Here is a 14311-nt window from a genome sequence, read left to right as displayed (position 1 = left end):
GGTTCTCTGGCCGTCGGAGACGCCCGCCCGGCGAGGGCTTCCCCTGGCCGCATAAGAAAAGCCCCCGGGCGGATGCCTGGGGGCTTGGAAGGGGCTGTTGGCAGCGGCCCTTAGAGGGTCTGCTGTTTGAGTTTGACGCGCATGACGCGTTCGATATCGCGGATCTGGGTCTTGTCCTCGCTGGTGACGAGGCTGACGGCGTGTCCGGAGCGGCCCGCGCGGCCGGTGCGGCCGATGCGGTGGGTGTAGGTCTCCACGGTATCGGGCATGTCGAAGTTGATGACGTGGGAGATGCGGTCGCAGTCGATGCCTCGGGCGGCGATGTCGGTGGCGACCATGATGTCGAACCGGCCCTCGCGGAAGCCGTCCAGTGCGCGCTGGCGCTGGCTCTGGCTCATGTTGCCCTGGAGGAAGGTGGAGCTGTAGCCCTGGTTGGCCAGTTTGCGGGCCAGGTTCTTGGCCTTGTGCTTGGTCTTGGTGAAGACGAGCACGCTTTGCCGGTCCTTGCGGTCGAGGAGCTTGGTGAGCAGGTCGCCCTTGAGGTTGTTGGCGGTGGCGTAGAAGCAGTGCTCCACGGACTCCACGGGCTTGGTATTGGCCACCTGGACGGTCTTGGGGTTGTTCAGGATATTTTCGGCGAGCTTGCGGATGTCATTGGGCATGGTGGCCGAGAAGAGCAGGTTCTGCCGTTTGGCGGGCAGTTTGGCCAGGACGCGCTTGATGTCGGGCATGAAGCCCATGTCGAGCATGCGGTCGGCCTCGTCCAGGACCAGGGTGTCGATGTGGTTGAGGGACACGGCGCCCTTGTTCAGCAGCCGGACCAGTCGGCCGGGGCAGGCCACGATGATGCGGCAATGCCCGAAGGCCCTGATCTGCGGTTCCATGCCCACGCCGCCGATGACCACGCCGGAGCGGATGCCGGTGTGTTTGCCCAGGTCGTTGAAGTTCTCGTCGATCTGGAGGGCGAGTTCGCGGGTGGGGGCCAGGATCAGGACGCTGGGCAGCGCCCGGCCGGACTTGTTGCTGGTCAGCAGCCGTTGCAGGATGGGCAGGGCGAAGGCGGCAGTTTTGCCGGTGCCGGTCTGGGCCAGGCCCATGACGTCGTGCCCTTGGAGCACGAGGGGGATGGCCTGTTCTTGAATGGGGGTGGGGGTTGCGTAGCCGCAGCCCTTGACGCCGGCGAGAATGCGCCGGTCCAGGGAAAAATTGGAAAAAGTCATATAAACCTTTGGTAAAAAGGAGTTGATTTCGACGGCGCGCGACAGCGGTCGGGGTCCGGGCTTGCCCGGTATATCGGAAGTGCTCTGGTACGGGAGTAAATCTTGGTTCGACGGGGGTGTGGAACGTTGGGTGCCCAATGGGGGCTAAGAAGTATTCGTACGTCCAGTCACGCTGAGCTCGTCCCTTATCGGCCATTGTTCCGGTAAAGTAAAGGAGTATTTTTGGAGTGGCGGGGGAGGAAAAGGCAGACCCCCGTTCGGGAACGGGGGCCTTGCATTCGGGGCTTGTCCGGCCGGGAAGGCCGGGGAGGTCAGCTCCGTTGCGGCGGGCCGGGCACGACGCCGGGGCGCAAGTCGGACGAACTCTGGCCGTTCGCCTTCTTTTCCTCGCGCCGGGGCGTGACGCTCGACCGGCAGAGCGGGCAGAGGGTTTCGAGGATCAGGGCGTCCCAGGTTCCGGTCCATTGGCATTTGTCGCATTCGTAAAGCATACGTCCTCCTAGAGACTGTTGGGCCCCGGCCCGCAGACCGGGCCCCGAGGGGTGAGTGAGAGGGGGATCAGGCCGTGGCCGGACAGGCGACGCCGATCCGTTCGAATCGGTTCTCCGGCTTGGCGGTCCCTGCATGGAGCTGCACGGGACGCCCTTATCGAGCTTGGCGCTGATCTGGTCGCGGTCGAAGGCGCCGGGCGGGCCGGACGCTTTGTGCGTCGGCGGCCTTTTCCCGGACGTTTCCATGGACCCTCGGTGGACAGGACAAGGATTCCTGCCGATTGCAACGGATGAATGCTTCTCGTCAACGCCGAAGCGATCGGCCTGAACGATGTGTTCCTTGTCGGTGCCGTGGACGTCCGTCCCCTGGGGGTGATGCGGGCGTCCAGCATGCGGGATTGCGTGAAACCGGGGGTATTCTCGGTGGGCAAACTGCCCGGAACCGGAACCATGGATCGACCATGCGGTCGAATTCGGCATGGAACACGTATGGCGGTATGGCGGAGTTCGCCCTGTCCCGGCCCGCAGCGGCGGACCGGAATCTTTTGCTTGTGTTCCTACCCTCTTGAACCAAATCCAGGGGACGGCCCGGCAACGGCCTGGGGGTCCTTCCCGGAAAACTGTAAGGGGGTACCTTTCGACGGTCCCAACTATAGCGACTATCGCGAGATAGTCAAGGCGCGGCTCGCCCCCCCTTTGCCGAAGGCCGGTCTAGACCGCCCGGCGCATGCGGGGCGGCCTTTTCCGGGCCAGGTCGAGCAGGGCGCGCCCGGCTGCGGAAAGCTCGGCGCTGTTGTCGATGACGTGCAGGGCCGGGTGGCTGACGGCGTAGTCACCGGCGCGTTGCAGGCGGCCCTCGATCTCATCGGGTGTCTCGCGGCCGCGCAGGATGAGGCGCTGGCGCAGGATGTCCAGGTCCACGGTGACCAGCACCGGGACGAGGTCCGGGTAGCGGCGGGCTGCCTCGGGCAGGTAGGCGCGGGAGCCGTTGACCACCACGTTGAGGCCCGCCTCCATCCAGGCGTCGATTTCGACGCCCACGCCGTAGCGGTTGCCGTGGCTGTCCCAGGCGAGCGCGAACAGGCCCAGGTCCAGGCGGGCGCGGTACTCGTCGGGCAGCAGGGCCACGTGGTTCTCGCCCCCGGCGTCGGCCGGGCGGGTGATGTAGCGGTGGGCGAAAGCCGCTTCGTTTCCGGGGCAGTGCTTGCGGGCGTAGAGCATGATGGAGTCCTTGCCGCAGCCGGAAGGACCGATGACGTAGATCAGGTTGCCTCGGGTCATGAATTCTCCTTGGTATTGCCGAGCCGGGCCCGGTGGATCAGCCTGAACGGCGCGGACCGGTCGGGCTGGTGGAAGAGACAGAGTTCGCGGACCGGATGGGGGCGGCCGGTGACGGGCACGGCGAGCCCGGACAGAATGTCCGCGAGCCGCCTGCGCCGGGCCGGGTCCTTGATCCGTCCGGTCAGGGTGATGTGAAAGCGGAATTCCGCAAGCACGTAGGGGTAGCCCCACTCGTCGAGCAGACGGTCCTGGGCCGGGGTCAGGTCCGACGCGCGGCGGGCCTCGTTCTCCTCGGGGGAGGGCGGCCGACGCAGGGGCGTCATGGATCGCAGGCAGGCCTCGGCGGCCTCGGCCAGCCAGACCTGCTCCTCGGGGACCAGGGCCAGGAACGAACCGATCTCGCGCACGGACAGCGGGGCCAGGACAAAGGGGGCCAGGGAACCGGCCAGGGTCTCCAGCCGGTCGACGATCCCGGCCTCGTCCACGCCGGGCAAGGGCGCGAAGGGCGGCATGAGCGTGCCGTGAAAGCCGTAGTGACGCGGCGACTCGGTGGCCGCGCGCCATTCGTCGGGGGGCAGGGCCTCCGGGGAAAGGCCGTCCGGCGGCACCGGGGCGGCGGGCGGGACGGATTCGTTGTCCCGGCCGAGCCAGGCCGCGCCGAAACGCTCGAGCTCGCCGCCCCGCTCCGGAGCGAAGTAGACGCCGTATCTTCCGCCGGGTTGCCGATCCATGAAACTGATCATGCGGGCGCGCCCTCGTACTTGTCCAGGAACGCCCCGATCTCCAGCTCGCGGAAATCGGCCAACGCCTTGCCCAGGAAGTCGTGGGGCCAGTCCCACCAGGCCAGGCGCAGGAGGCGCTGGCGGGCCTCGGCCGGGAACCGCTCACGGATCATCCGGGCCGGGACCCCGCCGACGATGGCGTAGGGGGGCACGTCCTTGGAGACCACGGCCCCGGCCCCGATGACCGCGCCGTGGCCGATGGTCACGCCGGGCAGGATCACGGCCCCGTGGCCGATCCAGACGTCGCAGCCGATGCGGGTGCGCTGGGTGCGCCGCCACTCGAACACGGCCTCGTCGTCCGGGCCGAAGCCGTAGCGGGAGCTGCGGTAGGTGAAGTGGTGCTGGGACGGCCGCCACATGGGGTGGTTGGTCGGGCCGATGCGCACGTTCGACGCGATGGACGCGAACTTGCCGATGTCGGCGTAGGCCACGTCGCAGCCGGGGCTGAGGTAGGCGTAGTCGCCCAGGGTGGATTCGAGCATCAGGCAGCTCTCCAGGACCTCGGTGTAGGGGCCGAGGGAACTGTCGCGGACGTCCGCCGTGGGGTGGACCGTGGGGGCCGGGCCGAGCCGGATGTCCCCTTGTGGGTGCGGGTGCGTGTTCATGGCTCCTGACTGACAAATGCGCCGGGTTTGGAAAAGCACGGAAGCGCATCATTTCCGCGACGAATTTGACGGTTGGGTTACAACAAGTTGAAATCCCTGTCCAAAGCGGACAAGTGGGGGACTTGTCTAGTGTGCCCCGCCCGTCCTTGTCCTACCACGTTCCCGAACGCGGCCCGAACCCCGGGCCGGACAAACCCCGAACGCGGACCCGAGACACGGATATGGCCCCTTCACGACTCCACCAAAATCTGCACCCAGTCGCTGGCGAACAGGCAGACCCCGAACTCCACGGGCACGCCGGATTCGTCCACGTTGACGCTCTCGGTGACGAGCACCGGGCGGGTTTTGGGCTGGCGCAGCTCGCGGGCCTCCTCGCCGGTCGGCATGCGGGCGATGATCCGGGTGTGCTTGCGCGAGTAGTCGGTCACCCCGAAGTGCTCGAGCGTCCGGGTCACGGACTTGAGCTCGCGGTAGACGCGGACCATGCCCGGAAACAGGGTCTTGGGGAAAAACGCCGTGGAATAGCTGATGCGCCTGCCGTCCGCCTCGCCCGCGCTGGTGATCCGCGTGACCACCTCGCCCGGCCCGATGTCCAGGGCCTCGGCCACGCGCTGGTCGGCCTCGGCGTCCACGGCCGCGAGCAGGATGTTGCCCGGCGTGCGCCGCTGGCGGGACAGGTTCTCGCTAAAGCGCGTGCGGCGGCCGACCGGATAGTGGACCACCTGCTCGCGCACGAAGGAGCCGCGTCCCTGCTCCACGCGGATGAGCCCGTCCTCCTCAAGCACGGACAGGGCGCGCCGGATGGTGTGGCGGTTGACGCCGAACTCCACGGACAGGCCGTGTTCCGACGGCAGCCGGTCGCCCGGACCGAACCGTCCGGACGCGATGGCCGCCTCCAATTGCGCATGGATCTGCCGCCACAGGGCGACCCCGTTTCCGCGTTTAAGCATGGCTGCACCTCGACTCATTTTTCGCCCGGCAGACCACAGGCGCTGCCGGTTGTCTAGACAACGTATGAGGATTTCACAGAAATGAAACCCGATAGTGACATGAAGGCCCCCATGGACCGGCTCACCCGAGCCAGAAAGGAATGGATGGGAGTCCTCGCCCGGACCGGCACCGAAAGCCTTGAGGCGGCCTACGCCCGGCTCGATCCCGAACCCCGGTTCGACCATCTGCGCCCGCCCGAGGTGGGCATGGCCATGGTCCGTGCCAGGGCCGAGGCCAGGGGCGAGCGGTTCAACCTCGGCGAGATGACCATGTGCCGCTGCTCGGTCCGTCTCGAAGACGGCAGCGTGGGCCACGGCTTCGTGGCCGGACGCGACCGGCGGCACGCCGAACTGGCGGCGCTGTTCGACGCGCTGCTCCAGGACCCGGACTCGGGCCCCGCCCTGCGCCGGGCCGTCATTGAGCCGCTGTCGGCCTCCCTCGCGGAGGGGTGCCGGGAGCGGGCAGCCAAAACCGCAGCCACCAGGGTGAACTTCTTCACCATGGTTCGCGGCGAAGACTAGGGGGAACCCATGCAAGGACACGCCATAGACGCGGCCAGGGGGCCGCGCGAACCGGCCCTTGAAAACCAGCGCATATTCCGGGCCATACTGCTGACCATGTCCCGTCCGGGCACGGTCACCGTGCTCGGCAACTGGCCCCAGCCGCCCAAAGGGCTGCACCCGGCCGCAGCCGCGGTCTGCCTGGCCCTGGTGGACATGGACACCCCCCTGTGGATCGGGCCAAGCGGGCCGCTGGATATCCAGACCTACCTGCGCTTCCACTGCGGCTGCACCGTCTGCCGCTGGCCGGAGAGCGCGGCCTTCGGCCTGATCCTCGACGGACTGGAGCTCCCGGACCTCGGCCAGTTCCACCCCGGCGACCTGGAGTACCCGGACCGCTCGGCCACCCTGATCATTCAGGTGAAGGCCATGAACGTGGGCCGGGGGATTCCCCTGTCCGGCCCCGGCATCAAGGGCGAAACCCGGCTGCACGTGGACGGGCTCAACCCGGACTTCTGGCGGTCGCTGCAACGCAATGCGCGTCGCTTCCCGCTGGGCTTCGACGTGATTCTGGCAACACAAACGGAGATCGTCTCCCTGCCGAGGACGATCCAGGTGGGAATATAACGTGTACGTAGCCGTCAAGGGTGGCGAACAGGCCATCGAAAACGCCCATCGGCTCATGGCCGAGGAGCGGCGGGGCGCACAGAGCGTCCCCGAACTGACCGTGGAACAGATTCTTGAACAGATGCGCCTGGCCGTGGACCGGGTCATGAGCGAGGGCGCGCTGTACGACCCCTGGCTCGCGGCCCTGGCCGTCAAGCAGGCGCGCGGCGACCTGGTGGAGGCGACCTTCCTCCTGCGGGCCTACCGCACGACCCTGCCCAGGCTGTACGACTCCCTGCCCGTGGACACCACGGCCATGGAGGTCCGCCGGCGCGTCTCGGCCACCTTCAAGGACATCCCCGGAGGCCAGGTCCTCGGACCGACCTTCGACTACACCCACCGGCTCCTGGACTTCGGTCTGGCCGCCGGGGCCCGCCCCGAGCCCGCGGCCACGGTCCCGGACGAAACCATGGACGAGGCCAAGCCGCCCCTGTCCAGGGTCATGGACCTGTTGGCCGGGGAAGGGCTGGTGGAGACGCCCGGCGACAAAGGGGACGGGGAACGGCCCGTGGGCGACATCACCCGCGACCCGTTGACCTACCCGGCCGCCCGCGACGTGCGCCTGCAGAACCTGGCGCGCGGGGACGAGGGGTTCCTGCTGGCGCTGGGCTATTCCAGCCAGCGCGGCTTCGGCGACAACCACCCCTTTGCGGGCGAGATCCGCATGGGCGAGGTGGCCGTGTCCATCTGCCCGGACGAACTCGGCTTCGAGGTGGAGATCGGCGACATCACCGTGTCCGAGTGCGAGATGGTCACCAGCTTCAAGGGCTCCAAGGACGAGCTGCCCCGGTTCACGCGCGGCTACGGCCTGTCCTTCGGCTACAACGAACGCAAGGCCATGGCCATGTCCCTGGTGGACCGCTCCCTCCAGGCCCGCGAGCTCGGCGAGGACATCAACGCCCCGTCCCGGGACGAGGAGTTCGTCCTGTCCCACAGCGACAACGTGGAGGCCCAGGGCTTCGTCCAGCACCTCAAGCTCCCGCACTACGTGGACTTCCAGGCCGACCTGGTCATGGTCCGGGGGATGCGGGCCGAGATTCTCAAACGGGCCGACGACAAGGCCGAGACCGAGGAGGCCGCATGACCGCCGCCGCGCAGGTTCCCGCCAACCAGACACCTTCGGCCGTCGAGACGCCCGCCGCCCCCGAGGCGACCAACGTGGAAACGGGCTACAACTACGGCTACCTGAACGAGCAGACCAAGCGGATGATCCGCCGGGCCATCCTCAAGGCCGTGGCCATCCCCGGCTACCAGGTGCCCTTTGCCGGGCGCGAGATGCCCATGCCCTACGGCTGGGGCACGGGCGGCATCCAGCTGTCCGCCTCCATCCTCGGCCCGGACGACGTCTTCAAGGTCATCGACCAGGGCGCGGACGACACCACCAACGCGGTCTCCATCCGCAAGTTCTTCGCCAAGGTCACCGGGGTTACGACCACGGAGCGGACCACGGAGGCCACGGTCATCCAGACCCGCCACCGCATCCCCGAGACCCCGCTTTCGGAAGGCCAGATCATGGTCTACCAGGTGCCCATCCCCGAGCCCCTGCGCTGGGTGGAGCCGCGCGAGACCGAGACGCGGACCATGCACGCGCTCGAGGAGTACGGGGTCATGCACGTCCAGCTCTACGAGGACATCGCCCGGCACGGGCGTATCGCCACCAACTACATGTACCCGGTCAAGGTCAACGGGCGGTATATCATGAGCCCGTCGCCCATCCCCAAATTCGACAACCCCAAGCTCGACGACTCCCCGGCCCTGCACGTCTTCGGCGCGGGCCGCGAGAAGCGCATCTACGCCATCCCGCCCTACACCGAAGTAAAGAGCCTCGACTTCGAGGACTACCCCTTCGAGGTGGAAACCTGGGACGGCTGCTGCGCCCTGTGCGGGGCCACGGACAGCTACCTGGACGAGGTCATCCTGAACGACGCGGGCGAACGCATGTTCGTCTGCTCGGACACGGACTACTGCGCCACCCGGCGCTCCCGGGGCCACACCGGGCCCATGGCCGGACGCGAGGAGTTCTCGGAACTGACGGGCGCAAAGACGGACAAACAGGACGAAAACGAATGACGACCCTACCGCAACCCATGATCCGCGTGCGCAACGTCACCAAGAAATACGGCGAGATGATCGGCTGCCGGGACATCTCCTTCGACCTCTGGCCCGGCGAGGTCATGGGCATCGTGGGCGAGTCCGGCTCGGGCAAGTCCACCCTGCTTGGCTGCCTGTCCGGCAGGCTCGAACCCACCGCCGGATCGGTCGGCTACGCGTCCCGCGAGTTCGGCGACATCGACGTGCACGGCTGCGCCGAGCCCGTCCGCCGCAAACTGCTGCGCACCGAGCTCGGCGTGGTCCACCAGAACCCGCGCGACGGCCTCAGGCTGGGCGTCACCGCCGGGGCCAACCTCGGCGAGCGGCTCATGTCCGTGGGCGCGCGCCACTACGGCAACATCCGCGCCGAGGCCCTCAAGTGGCTGGCCGAGGTGGAGATCGAGGCCGGGCGCATCGACCACTTTCCCAAGACCTTTTCCGGCGGCATGCAGCAGCGGCTGCAGATCGCCTGCAACCTGATCACCCAGCCCCGGATCGTGTTCATGGACGAGCCCACCGGCGGCCTGGACGTGTCCGTGCAGGCCAAGCTCCTGGACCTGCTGCGCAACCTGGTCTCCCGGCTCGGGTTGTCGGTCATCATCGTCACCCACGACCTGGCCGTGGCCCGGCTCCTGGCCCACCGGCTGATGGTCATGCAGCGCGGCGAGGTGGTCGAGACCGGCCTGACCGATCAGGTCCTGGACGACCCCCAACACCCCTACACCCAGCTGCTGGTCTCCTCGATCCTGCAGGCCTAGGAACGACAATGCCCACAGACAACACCATGATTTCCGTCCGCAATCTGGACAAGACCTTCACCCTGCACACCCAGGGCGGCACGGTCATCCCGGTCTTCTCCGGCCTGACCCTGGACGTGTCCGCCGGCGAGTGCGTGGCCCTGGCCGGGGCCTCGGGCGCGGGCAAGTCCTCGCTGATCTGCTCGCTCTACGGCAACTACCGGCCGCAGGCCGGGTCGGTGGCCATCCGCCACGAGGGCGGGATGGTCGACATCGTCACGGCCACCCCCAGGCAGGTGCTCGACATCCGCAGGAAGACCATGGGCTACGTCAGCCAGTTCCTGCGCGTGGTGCCGCGCGTCCCGGCCCTGGACGTGGTGGCCGAGCCCCTGGTGACGCTGACCGGCGACCTGAAGGGGGCCCGCGACCGGGCCGCCTTCCTGCTGAAACGGCTGAACATCCCGTCCGCCCTGTGGTCCCTGCCCCCGGCCACCTTCTCGGGCGGCGAGCAGCAGCGGGTCAACATCGCGCGCGGCTTCAGCGTGGAATACCCGGTCCTGCTCCTGGACGAGCCCACGGCCTCCCTGGACGCCGAGAACCGGCGGGTGGTGGTCTCTCTCATCAACGAGGCCAAGGCGAGGGGCACGGCCGTGGTCGGCATCTTCCACGACGAGGAAGTGCGCGACCTGGTGGCCGACAGACTGTTCGAAATGCGCAGCTTCAAGGAGGCCGCATGACCAAGGACCGCATTCTCAAGAACGCCCGCATCGTCCTGCGCGACGAGGTCGTCACCGGCTCGGTCAGGGTAGCGGACGGGATCATCCAGTCCATCGACCACGGCCCGTGCAACGCGACGGGCGCGGAAGACCTGAACAACGATTATCTCCTGCCCGGCTTCGTGGAGCTGCACACCGACAACCTGGAGCAGGAGCTGGAGCCGAGGCCGGGCGTGTTCTGGCCCGACCCCATCGGCGCGGTCCTGGCCCACGACAACACCATGGCGGGCGCGGGCGTCACCACGGTGCTCGACGCGGTCTCGCTGGGCGAATACCACGACGGGCCCAACCGCTCGGAGATGATGGCCATGTCCCTGCGGGCGCTGGGCCGGGCGCGGGCCACCGGCGTGCTCAGGGCGGACCACCGGCTGCACCTGCGCTGCGAATTCTCCGACCCCAAGGTCCTGGACATGCTCCTGCCGCACATCGACGACCCGGAGCTCATGCTCGTCTCGCTCATGGACCACACGCCGGGCCAGCGCCAGTTCACGGACACGGACAAGTACCGCAAATATTACAAGAAGGGCTGGAGCGACGAAGAGTTCGCCGAGATCGCGAACCGGCTTCGCGCCACCCAGGAGGCGTGCGCGGCGGACAACCGGCTGTCCATCGTGGCCCTGTGCCGCGAGCGCCATCTGCCCATGGCCAGCCACGACGACACCCTGGCCGAGCACGTGGCCCAGGCCGTGGCCGAGGGCATCGCCATCTCCGAGTTTCCGACCACCGTCGAAGCCGCCCGCCTGGCCCGCGAAGCGGGCATCCGCATTGTCATGGGCGGCCCCAACCTGGTCCGGGGCGGGTCCCACTCGGGCAACGTCTCGGCCCGCCATCTGGCCGAAGCGGGCCTGCTCGACATCATCTCCTCGGACTACGTGCCCGGCAGCCTGGTTGCCGGGGCCTTCGCCCTGCACCGCCGCCTGGGTTTCTCCCTGCCCGAGGCCGTGGCCCGGATCAGCGCCAACCCGGCGCAGGCCGTGGGCCTTTCCGACCGGGGGAGCATCGCCTGCGGGCTGCGCGCGGACCTGGTCCGGGTGCGCGAGATCGAGGGCGTGCCCGCCGTGTTACGGACATGGGCGGTCGGATGCTCGGGAACGCTTGAAATCACAACCAAAAACGCGGCCTGATTGTTACAGCCGCAAGCGACGATTTCGTCAAACCGTCACCCGGTCACAATACCCCTGTTGCAGGGAATGTGTAGACCCTTCACGGTAAGGGAAGCTGCCGCCTTCGGGCCGGGCGCCTCCCCCGAACATATCCACAGAACGAGTCGGGAGGCTTTCATGAAATCCATCAATATCCGCAATCGTCAGCAACGCGAGGCAATCCAGGCCAAGGGGCTGAGCAAGGTCTACCCCAACGGCACCGTGGCCCTGAAAGACGTGTCCGTGACCGTCAACGCCAGCGACTTCTGCGTCATCATCGGCCTGTCCGGGGCGGGCAAGTCCACGCTCCTGCGCTGCATGAACCGGCTGATCCGCCCGACCCAGGGGTCCATCGCCCTGTTCGGCGAGGACGTCACCCGGGTCAACGGCGGCCAGCTCCGGCAGGTCCGCCGCCGCGTGGGCATGATCTTCCAGCAGTTCAACCTGGTCCGCCGCCTGACCGTGATCGAGAACGTCCTGGTCGGCCGCCTGCGCTTCAACGCCCATCCGGTCAAGCGCTGCCTGTCCATGTTCCGCCAGTTCTCCAAGGCCGAGCGCGAGTTCGCCTTCGAGTGTCTGCAGCAGGTGGGCATCGGTGACCTGGCCTTCCGCCGGGCCGATGCCCTGTCCGGCGGCCAGCAGCAGCGCGTGGCCATCGCCCGCGCCCTGGCCCAGGAGCCCGAGGTCTTCCTGGCCGACGAGCCCATCGCCAGCCTCGATCCGCGCAGTTCGGAGACGGTCATGCAGATCCTGGCCAAGATCCACGAGGACAAGGGCATCCCGGTGCTCGTGAACCTGCACCACATCGATTTCGCCCAGCGCTACGGCAAGCGCATCCTGGGCATGTCCAAGGGCGAACTGATCTTCGACGGCACGGCCCGCGACCTGAACGCCGAGACCGTGTCGTGCATCTACGGCGACAAGGCGGAAGAGGCCCTGGAAGAGCTCTCCGCCGCCTGATCCATACCCGGCAGCGAACCGGCCGCCGATCGGCAAGAACTGCGTCAACCTCAACAACCACAGGAGATTCCCCAATGTTCTCGAAACTGTCCAAAGTGCTCATGATGGCGGCCCTGGTCCTGACCGTGGCCCTGCCCGGCCTGGCCAACGCCGGCCCGTCCGAGTGGCCCACCACCCTGAAGCTCGGCTTCATCCCCACCGAAGGCGCGGCCGACTCCGCCAAGCGCGCCAAGCCCATCGCCGCCGAACTGGAAAAGGACCTCGGCGTCAAGGTCGAGGTCTTCACCGCCTCCGACTACAACGGCATCATCACCGCCATGGCCAACAAGCACATCGACCTGGCCTACTTCGGCCCCAAGAGCTATGTGGAGGCCGCTGAAAAGGCCAACGCCGAGGCCGTGGTCATGGAGCTGAACAAGGACGGCCAGCCCGGCTATACCGGCATCATCATCACCAAGAAGGGCTCCGGCATCACCGACATGGACAAGGCCAAGGGCAAGACCTTCGCCTTCACCGATCCCAACTCCACCTCCGGCTACCTCGTGCCCAACGTCATCTTCGCCCGCGACATGAAGATCGACCCCGAGAAGTACTTCTCCGAAGTGCGCTTCTCCGGCTCCCACGGCGCGTCCATCCTGGCCGTCAAGAACGGCTCCATCCAGGTGGCCGCCACCAACAACATCGACATGGATCGCATGATCGAGAAGGGCGCCGCCTCCCTCGAGGACTTCAACATCATCAAGCGCTCCGACATGATCCCCGGCGCGCCCATCGCCGTGCGCAAGGACCTGCCCGAAAGCCTGAAGGTGGCCATCGCCGGTTCCCTGCTCAAGATCAACGACGATCCCGAGGCCCTGCAGATCCTGCAGAACGGCGGCTACCGCCACACCTCGGACAAGGACTACGACATGGTCCGCTACCTCAAGCGGCTCAAGGCCGAACTGGCCAAGAAGAAGTAACGATGAATCATGATCTGACACTCGATCAGGTCACTCCCAGGAAGAGCTTCCCCCGGAAGCTCGCCCTGGGGGGCCTGGTGGCCATCGTCCTGGCCGTACTCGTGGCTTCCTACATCTCCACGGACATCGACCCGTTCAAGCTCTACACCAAGCGCCAGAACGCCTTCGAGTACCTGTTCGGCAGGCAGCTCAACGACGCGGACAAGCAGGCGGCCCTGGACCAGGCCAAGCGGCTGCCCGCCATCATCGCCTTCGAGGAGTCCTACCAAACCGTCAAGGCCGAGTACGCCGCCACCGGCAAGACGCTCGACCCGGTGGCCATGCAGCGCGAGGCCCAGAAACGGGCCGACGCCCGCATGAAGGCCATGACCCCGGCGGACCGCGACCGCATCGTCCAGAGCGAATACGACCGCATCGCGGATGAAAAATCCGGCGGCTATTTCCCACCCGAAACCGCCTGGCCGCACCTCCTGGAGTACTCCAAGGCGCTCATCGAGACCGTGGCCATCGCCATCTGGGGCACGCTCATCGCCTTTATCCTGGCCATCCCCATGGCCATGTTCGCAGCCAGCAACACCCTCGAGCTGATGGTCCAGGGCGACGGCGTCTGGCAACGCATGGTCCGCTGGTTCGGCCAGTTCGTCGCCCGGCGCATGCTCGACTTCTGCCGCGGGTTCAACGAGTTCGTCATGGCCCTGATCTTCGTGGCCGTCATCGGCCTGGGCCCGTACGCGGGCGTCCTGGCGCTGGCCATCCACACCTTCGGCATCCTGGGCAAGGTCTTTTCCGAGGCCATCGAACAGATCGAACCCGGCCAGGTGGAGGCCGTCACGGCCTCGGGCGCGGGCCCGGCCCAGATCATGGCCTTCTCGGTCATCCCGCAGGTCATGCCGCTCATCGTCAGCTATACCCTGCTGCGCTTCGAATCCAACGTCCGCTCGGCCACCATCCTCGGCTTCGTGGGCGCGGGCGGCATCGGCTTCCTCATGTTCGACAAGATCAACGGCTACCTCTACCGCGAAGTCTGCACCATGATGATCATGGTCATCGTCTCCGTGACCATCATCGACTACCTCTGCGGCATCCTGCGCCGGAAGTTCGTGTAGAAGAC

General features: G+C 67.2%; 16 protein-coding genes. 10 read left to right on the top strand and 6 right to left on the bottom strand.

All coding sequences use genetic code 11. The features are described from left to right. Window positions 1-110: 110 nt before the first annotated feature. From AB6M95_RS11735 to phnF, 6 genes are all read right to left on the bottom strand, one after another. On the bottom strand, window positions 111-1220 hold the full coding sequence (locus AB6M95_RS11735) for a DEAD/DEAH box helicase (protein ID WP_371386942.1): 1110 nt from the start codon (window positions 1218-1220) through the stop codon (window positions 111-113). A 311-nt stretch (window positions 1221-1531) separates the two neighbouring features. Further along, on the bottom strand, window positions 1532-1711 hold the full coding sequence (locus AB6M95_RS11730) for a hypothetical protein (protein ID WP_371386941.1): 180 nt from the start codon (window positions 1709-1711) through the stop codon (window positions 1532-1534). Between the two features lie 711 nt (window positions 1712-2422). Then, on the bottom strand, window positions 2423-2992 hold the full coding sequence (phnN, locus tag AB6M95_RS11725; RefSeq protein ID WP_371386940.1) for a phosphonate metabolism protein/1,5-bisphosphokinase (PRPP-forming) PhnN: 570 nt from the start codon (window positions 2990-2992) through the stop codon (window positions 2423-2425). Next, a complete protein-coding gene (locus AB6M95_RS11720; protein WP_371386939.1) occupies window positions 2989-3735 on the bottom strand; it encodes a DUF1045 domain-containing protein in 747 nt (248 codons plus the stop codon). The genes phnN and AB6M95_RS11720 overlap by 4 nt, the downstream gene beginning before the upstream one ends. Then, complete coding sequence (locus tag AB6M95_RS11715; RefSeq protein ID WP_371386938.1) at window positions 3732-4379, bottom strand: DapH/DapD/GlmU-related protein; 648 nt, start codon at window positions 4377-4379, stop codon at window positions 3732-3734. The genes AB6M95_RS11720 and AB6M95_RS11715 overlap by 4 nt, the downstream gene beginning before the upstream one ends. Window positions 4380-4609: 230 nt before the next feature. Continuing rightward, complete coding sequence (gene phnF / locus AB6M95_RS11710) at window positions 4610-5329, bottom strand: phosphonate metabolism transcriptional regulator PhnF (protein WP_371386937.1); 720 nt, start codon at window positions 5327-5329, stop codon at window positions 4610-4612. An 81-nt stretch (window positions 5330-5410) separates the two neighbouring features. Here phnF and phnG point away from each other — a divergent pair, with 81 nt between their 5' ends. From phnG to phnE, 10 genes are all read left to right on the top strand, one after another. Further along, window positions 5411-5890, top strand: coding sequence for a phosphonate C-P lyase system protein PhnG (phnG, locus tag AB6M95_RS11705; RefSeq protein WP_371386936.1), 480 nt, complete (start codon window positions 5411-5413; stop codon window positions 5888-5890). A gap of 9 nt (window positions 5891-5899) precedes the next feature. Continuing rightward, window positions 5900-6496 (top strand): phosphonate C-P lyase system protein PhnH, encoded by a 597-nt coding sequence (phnH, locus tag AB6M95_RS11700; protein WP_371386935.1) that lies wholly within the window; start codon window positions 5900-5902, stop codon window positions 6494-6496. A 1-nt stretch (window position 6497) separates the two neighbouring features. Beyond that, window positions 6498-7619, top strand: coding sequence for a carbon-phosphorus lyase complex subunit (locus AB6M95_RS11695; RefSeq protein WP_371386934.1), 1122 nt, complete (start codon window positions 6498-6500; stop codon window positions 7617-7619). Then, complete coding sequence (locus AB6M95_RS11690; protein ID WP_371386933.1) at window positions 7616-8605, top strand: alpha-D-ribose 1-methylphosphonate 5-phosphate C-P-lyase PhnJ; 990 nt, start codon at window positions 7616-7618, stop codon at window positions 8603-8605. Before AB6M95_RS11695 ends, AB6M95_RS11690 begins: the two co-directional genes overlap by 4 nt. Next, window positions 8602-9384 carry a phosphonate C-P lyase system protein PhnK gene (gene phnK / locus AB6M95_RS11685; protein WP_371386932.1) on the top strand — a complete coding sequence of 261 codons (783 nt, stop codon included), beginning with the start codon at window positions 8602-8604 and terminating at the stop codon, window positions 9382-9384. The genes AB6M95_RS11690 and phnK overlap by 4 nt, the downstream gene beginning before the upstream one ends. A gap of 8 nt (window positions 9385-9392) precedes the next feature. Continuing rightward, window positions 9393-10100 (top strand): phosphonate C-P lyase system protein PhnL, encoded by a 708-nt coding sequence (phnL, locus tag AB6M95_RS11680; protein WP_371386931.1) that lies wholly within the window; start codon window positions 9393-9395, stop codon window positions 10098-10100. Further along, window positions 10097-11263: an alpha-D-ribose 1-methylphosphonate 5-triphosphate diphosphatase gene (locus tag AB6M95_RS11675; RefSeq protein ID WP_371386930.1), complete on the top strand. Its 1167-nt coding sequence runs from the start codon at window positions 10097-10099 to the stop codon at window positions 11261-11263. The genes phnL and AB6M95_RS11675 overlap by 4 nt, the downstream gene beginning before the upstream one ends. Window positions 11264-11419: 156 nt before the next feature. After that, on the top strand, window positions 11420-12241 hold the full coding sequence (gene phnC / locus AB6M95_RS11670) for a phosphonate ABC transporter ATP-binding protein (RefSeq protein ID WP_371386929.1): 822 nt from the start codon (window positions 11420-11422) through the stop codon (window positions 12239-12241). Between the two features lie 74 nt (window positions 12242-12315). Then, window positions 12316-13200, top strand: a complete 885-nt coding sequence (gene phnD, locus AB6M95_RS11665) for a phosphonate ABC transporter substrate-binding protein (protein WP_371386928.1) — start codon at window positions 12316-12318, stop codon at window positions 13198-13200. 2 nt (window positions 13201-13202) lie between these two features. Beyond that, window positions 13203-14306, top strand: a complete 1104-nt coding sequence (phnE, locus tag AB6M95_RS11660; RefSeq protein WP_371386927.1) for a phosphonate ABC transporter, permease protein PhnE — start codon at window positions 13203-13205, stop codon at window positions 14304-14306. Window positions 14307-14311: the final 5 nt, after the last annotated feature.

Source organism: Pseudodesulfovibrio karagichevae, from assembly GCF_041414475.1.
GTDB lineage: Bacteria > Desulfobacterota > Desulfovibrionia > Desulfovibrionales > Desulfovibrionaceae > Pseudodesulfovibrio > Pseudodesulfovibrio karagichevae.
Note: the sequence above shows the minus strand (reverse complement) of the source record. Positions and strands in the feature narration are given on the sequence as shown.

Excerpts from the sequence above, each read along its gene's own strand:
- AB6M95_RS11690 (WP_371386933.1), top strand. The coding sequence starts at position 7,616 with ATGACCGCCGCCGCGCAGGTTCCCGCCAACCAGACACCTTCGGCCGTC.
- AB6M95_RS11720 (WP_371386939.1), bottom strand. The coding sequence starts at position 3,735 with ATGATCAGTTTCATGGATCGGCAACCCGGCGGAAGATACGGCGTCTAC.
- phnG (WP_371386936.1), top strand. The coding sequence starts at position 5,411 with ATGAAACCCGATAGTGACATGAAGGCCCCCATGGACCGGCTCACCCGA.
- phnF (WP_371386937.1), bottom strand. The coding sequence starts at position 5,329 with ATGCTTAAACGCGGAAACGGGGTCGCCCTGTGGCGGCAGATCCATGCG.
- AB6M95_RS11735 (WP_371386942.1), bottom strand. The coding sequence starts at position 1,220 with ATGACTTTTTCCAATTTTTCCCTGGACCGGCGCATTCTCGCCGGCGTC.
- phnE (WP_371386927.1), top strand. The coding sequence starts at position 13,203 with ATGAATCATGATCTGACACTCGATCAGGTCACTCCCAGGAAGAGCTTC.
- AB6M95_RS11675 (WP_371386930.1), top strand. The coding sequence starts at position 10,097 with ATGACCAAGGACCGCATTCTCAAGAACGCCCGCATCGTCCTGCGCGAC.
- phnL (WP_371386931.1), top strand. The coding sequence starts at position 9,393 with ATGCCCACAGACAACACCATGATTTCCGTCCGCAATCTGGACAAGACC.
- phnH (WP_371386935.1), top strand. The coding sequence starts at position 5,900 with ATGCAAGGACACGCCATAGACGCGGCCAGGGGGCCGCGCGAACCGGCC.
- phnD (WP_371386928.1), top strand. The coding sequence starts at position 12,316 with ATGTTCTCGAAACTGTCCAAAGTGCTCATGATGGCGGCCCTGGTCCTG.
- phnC (WP_371386929.1), top strand. The coding sequence starts at position 11,420 with ATGAAATCCATCAATATCCGCAATCGTCAGCAACGCGAGGCAATCCAG.
- AB6M95_RS11730 (WP_371386941.1), bottom strand. The coding sequence starts at position 1,711 with ATGCTTTACGAATGCGACAAATGCCAATGGACCGGAACCTGGGACGCC.
- phnN (WP_371386940.1), bottom strand. The coding sequence starts at position 2,992 with ATGACCCGAGGCAACCTGATCTACGTCATCGGTCCTTCCGGCTGCGGC.
- phnK (WP_371386932.1), top strand. The coding sequence starts at position 8,602 with ATGACGACCCTACCGCAACCCATGATCCGCGTGCGCAACGTCACCAAG.
- AB6M95_RS11715 (WP_371386938.1), bottom strand. The coding sequence starts at position 4,379 with ATGAACACGCACCCGCACCCACAAGGGGACATCCGGCTCGGCCCGGCC.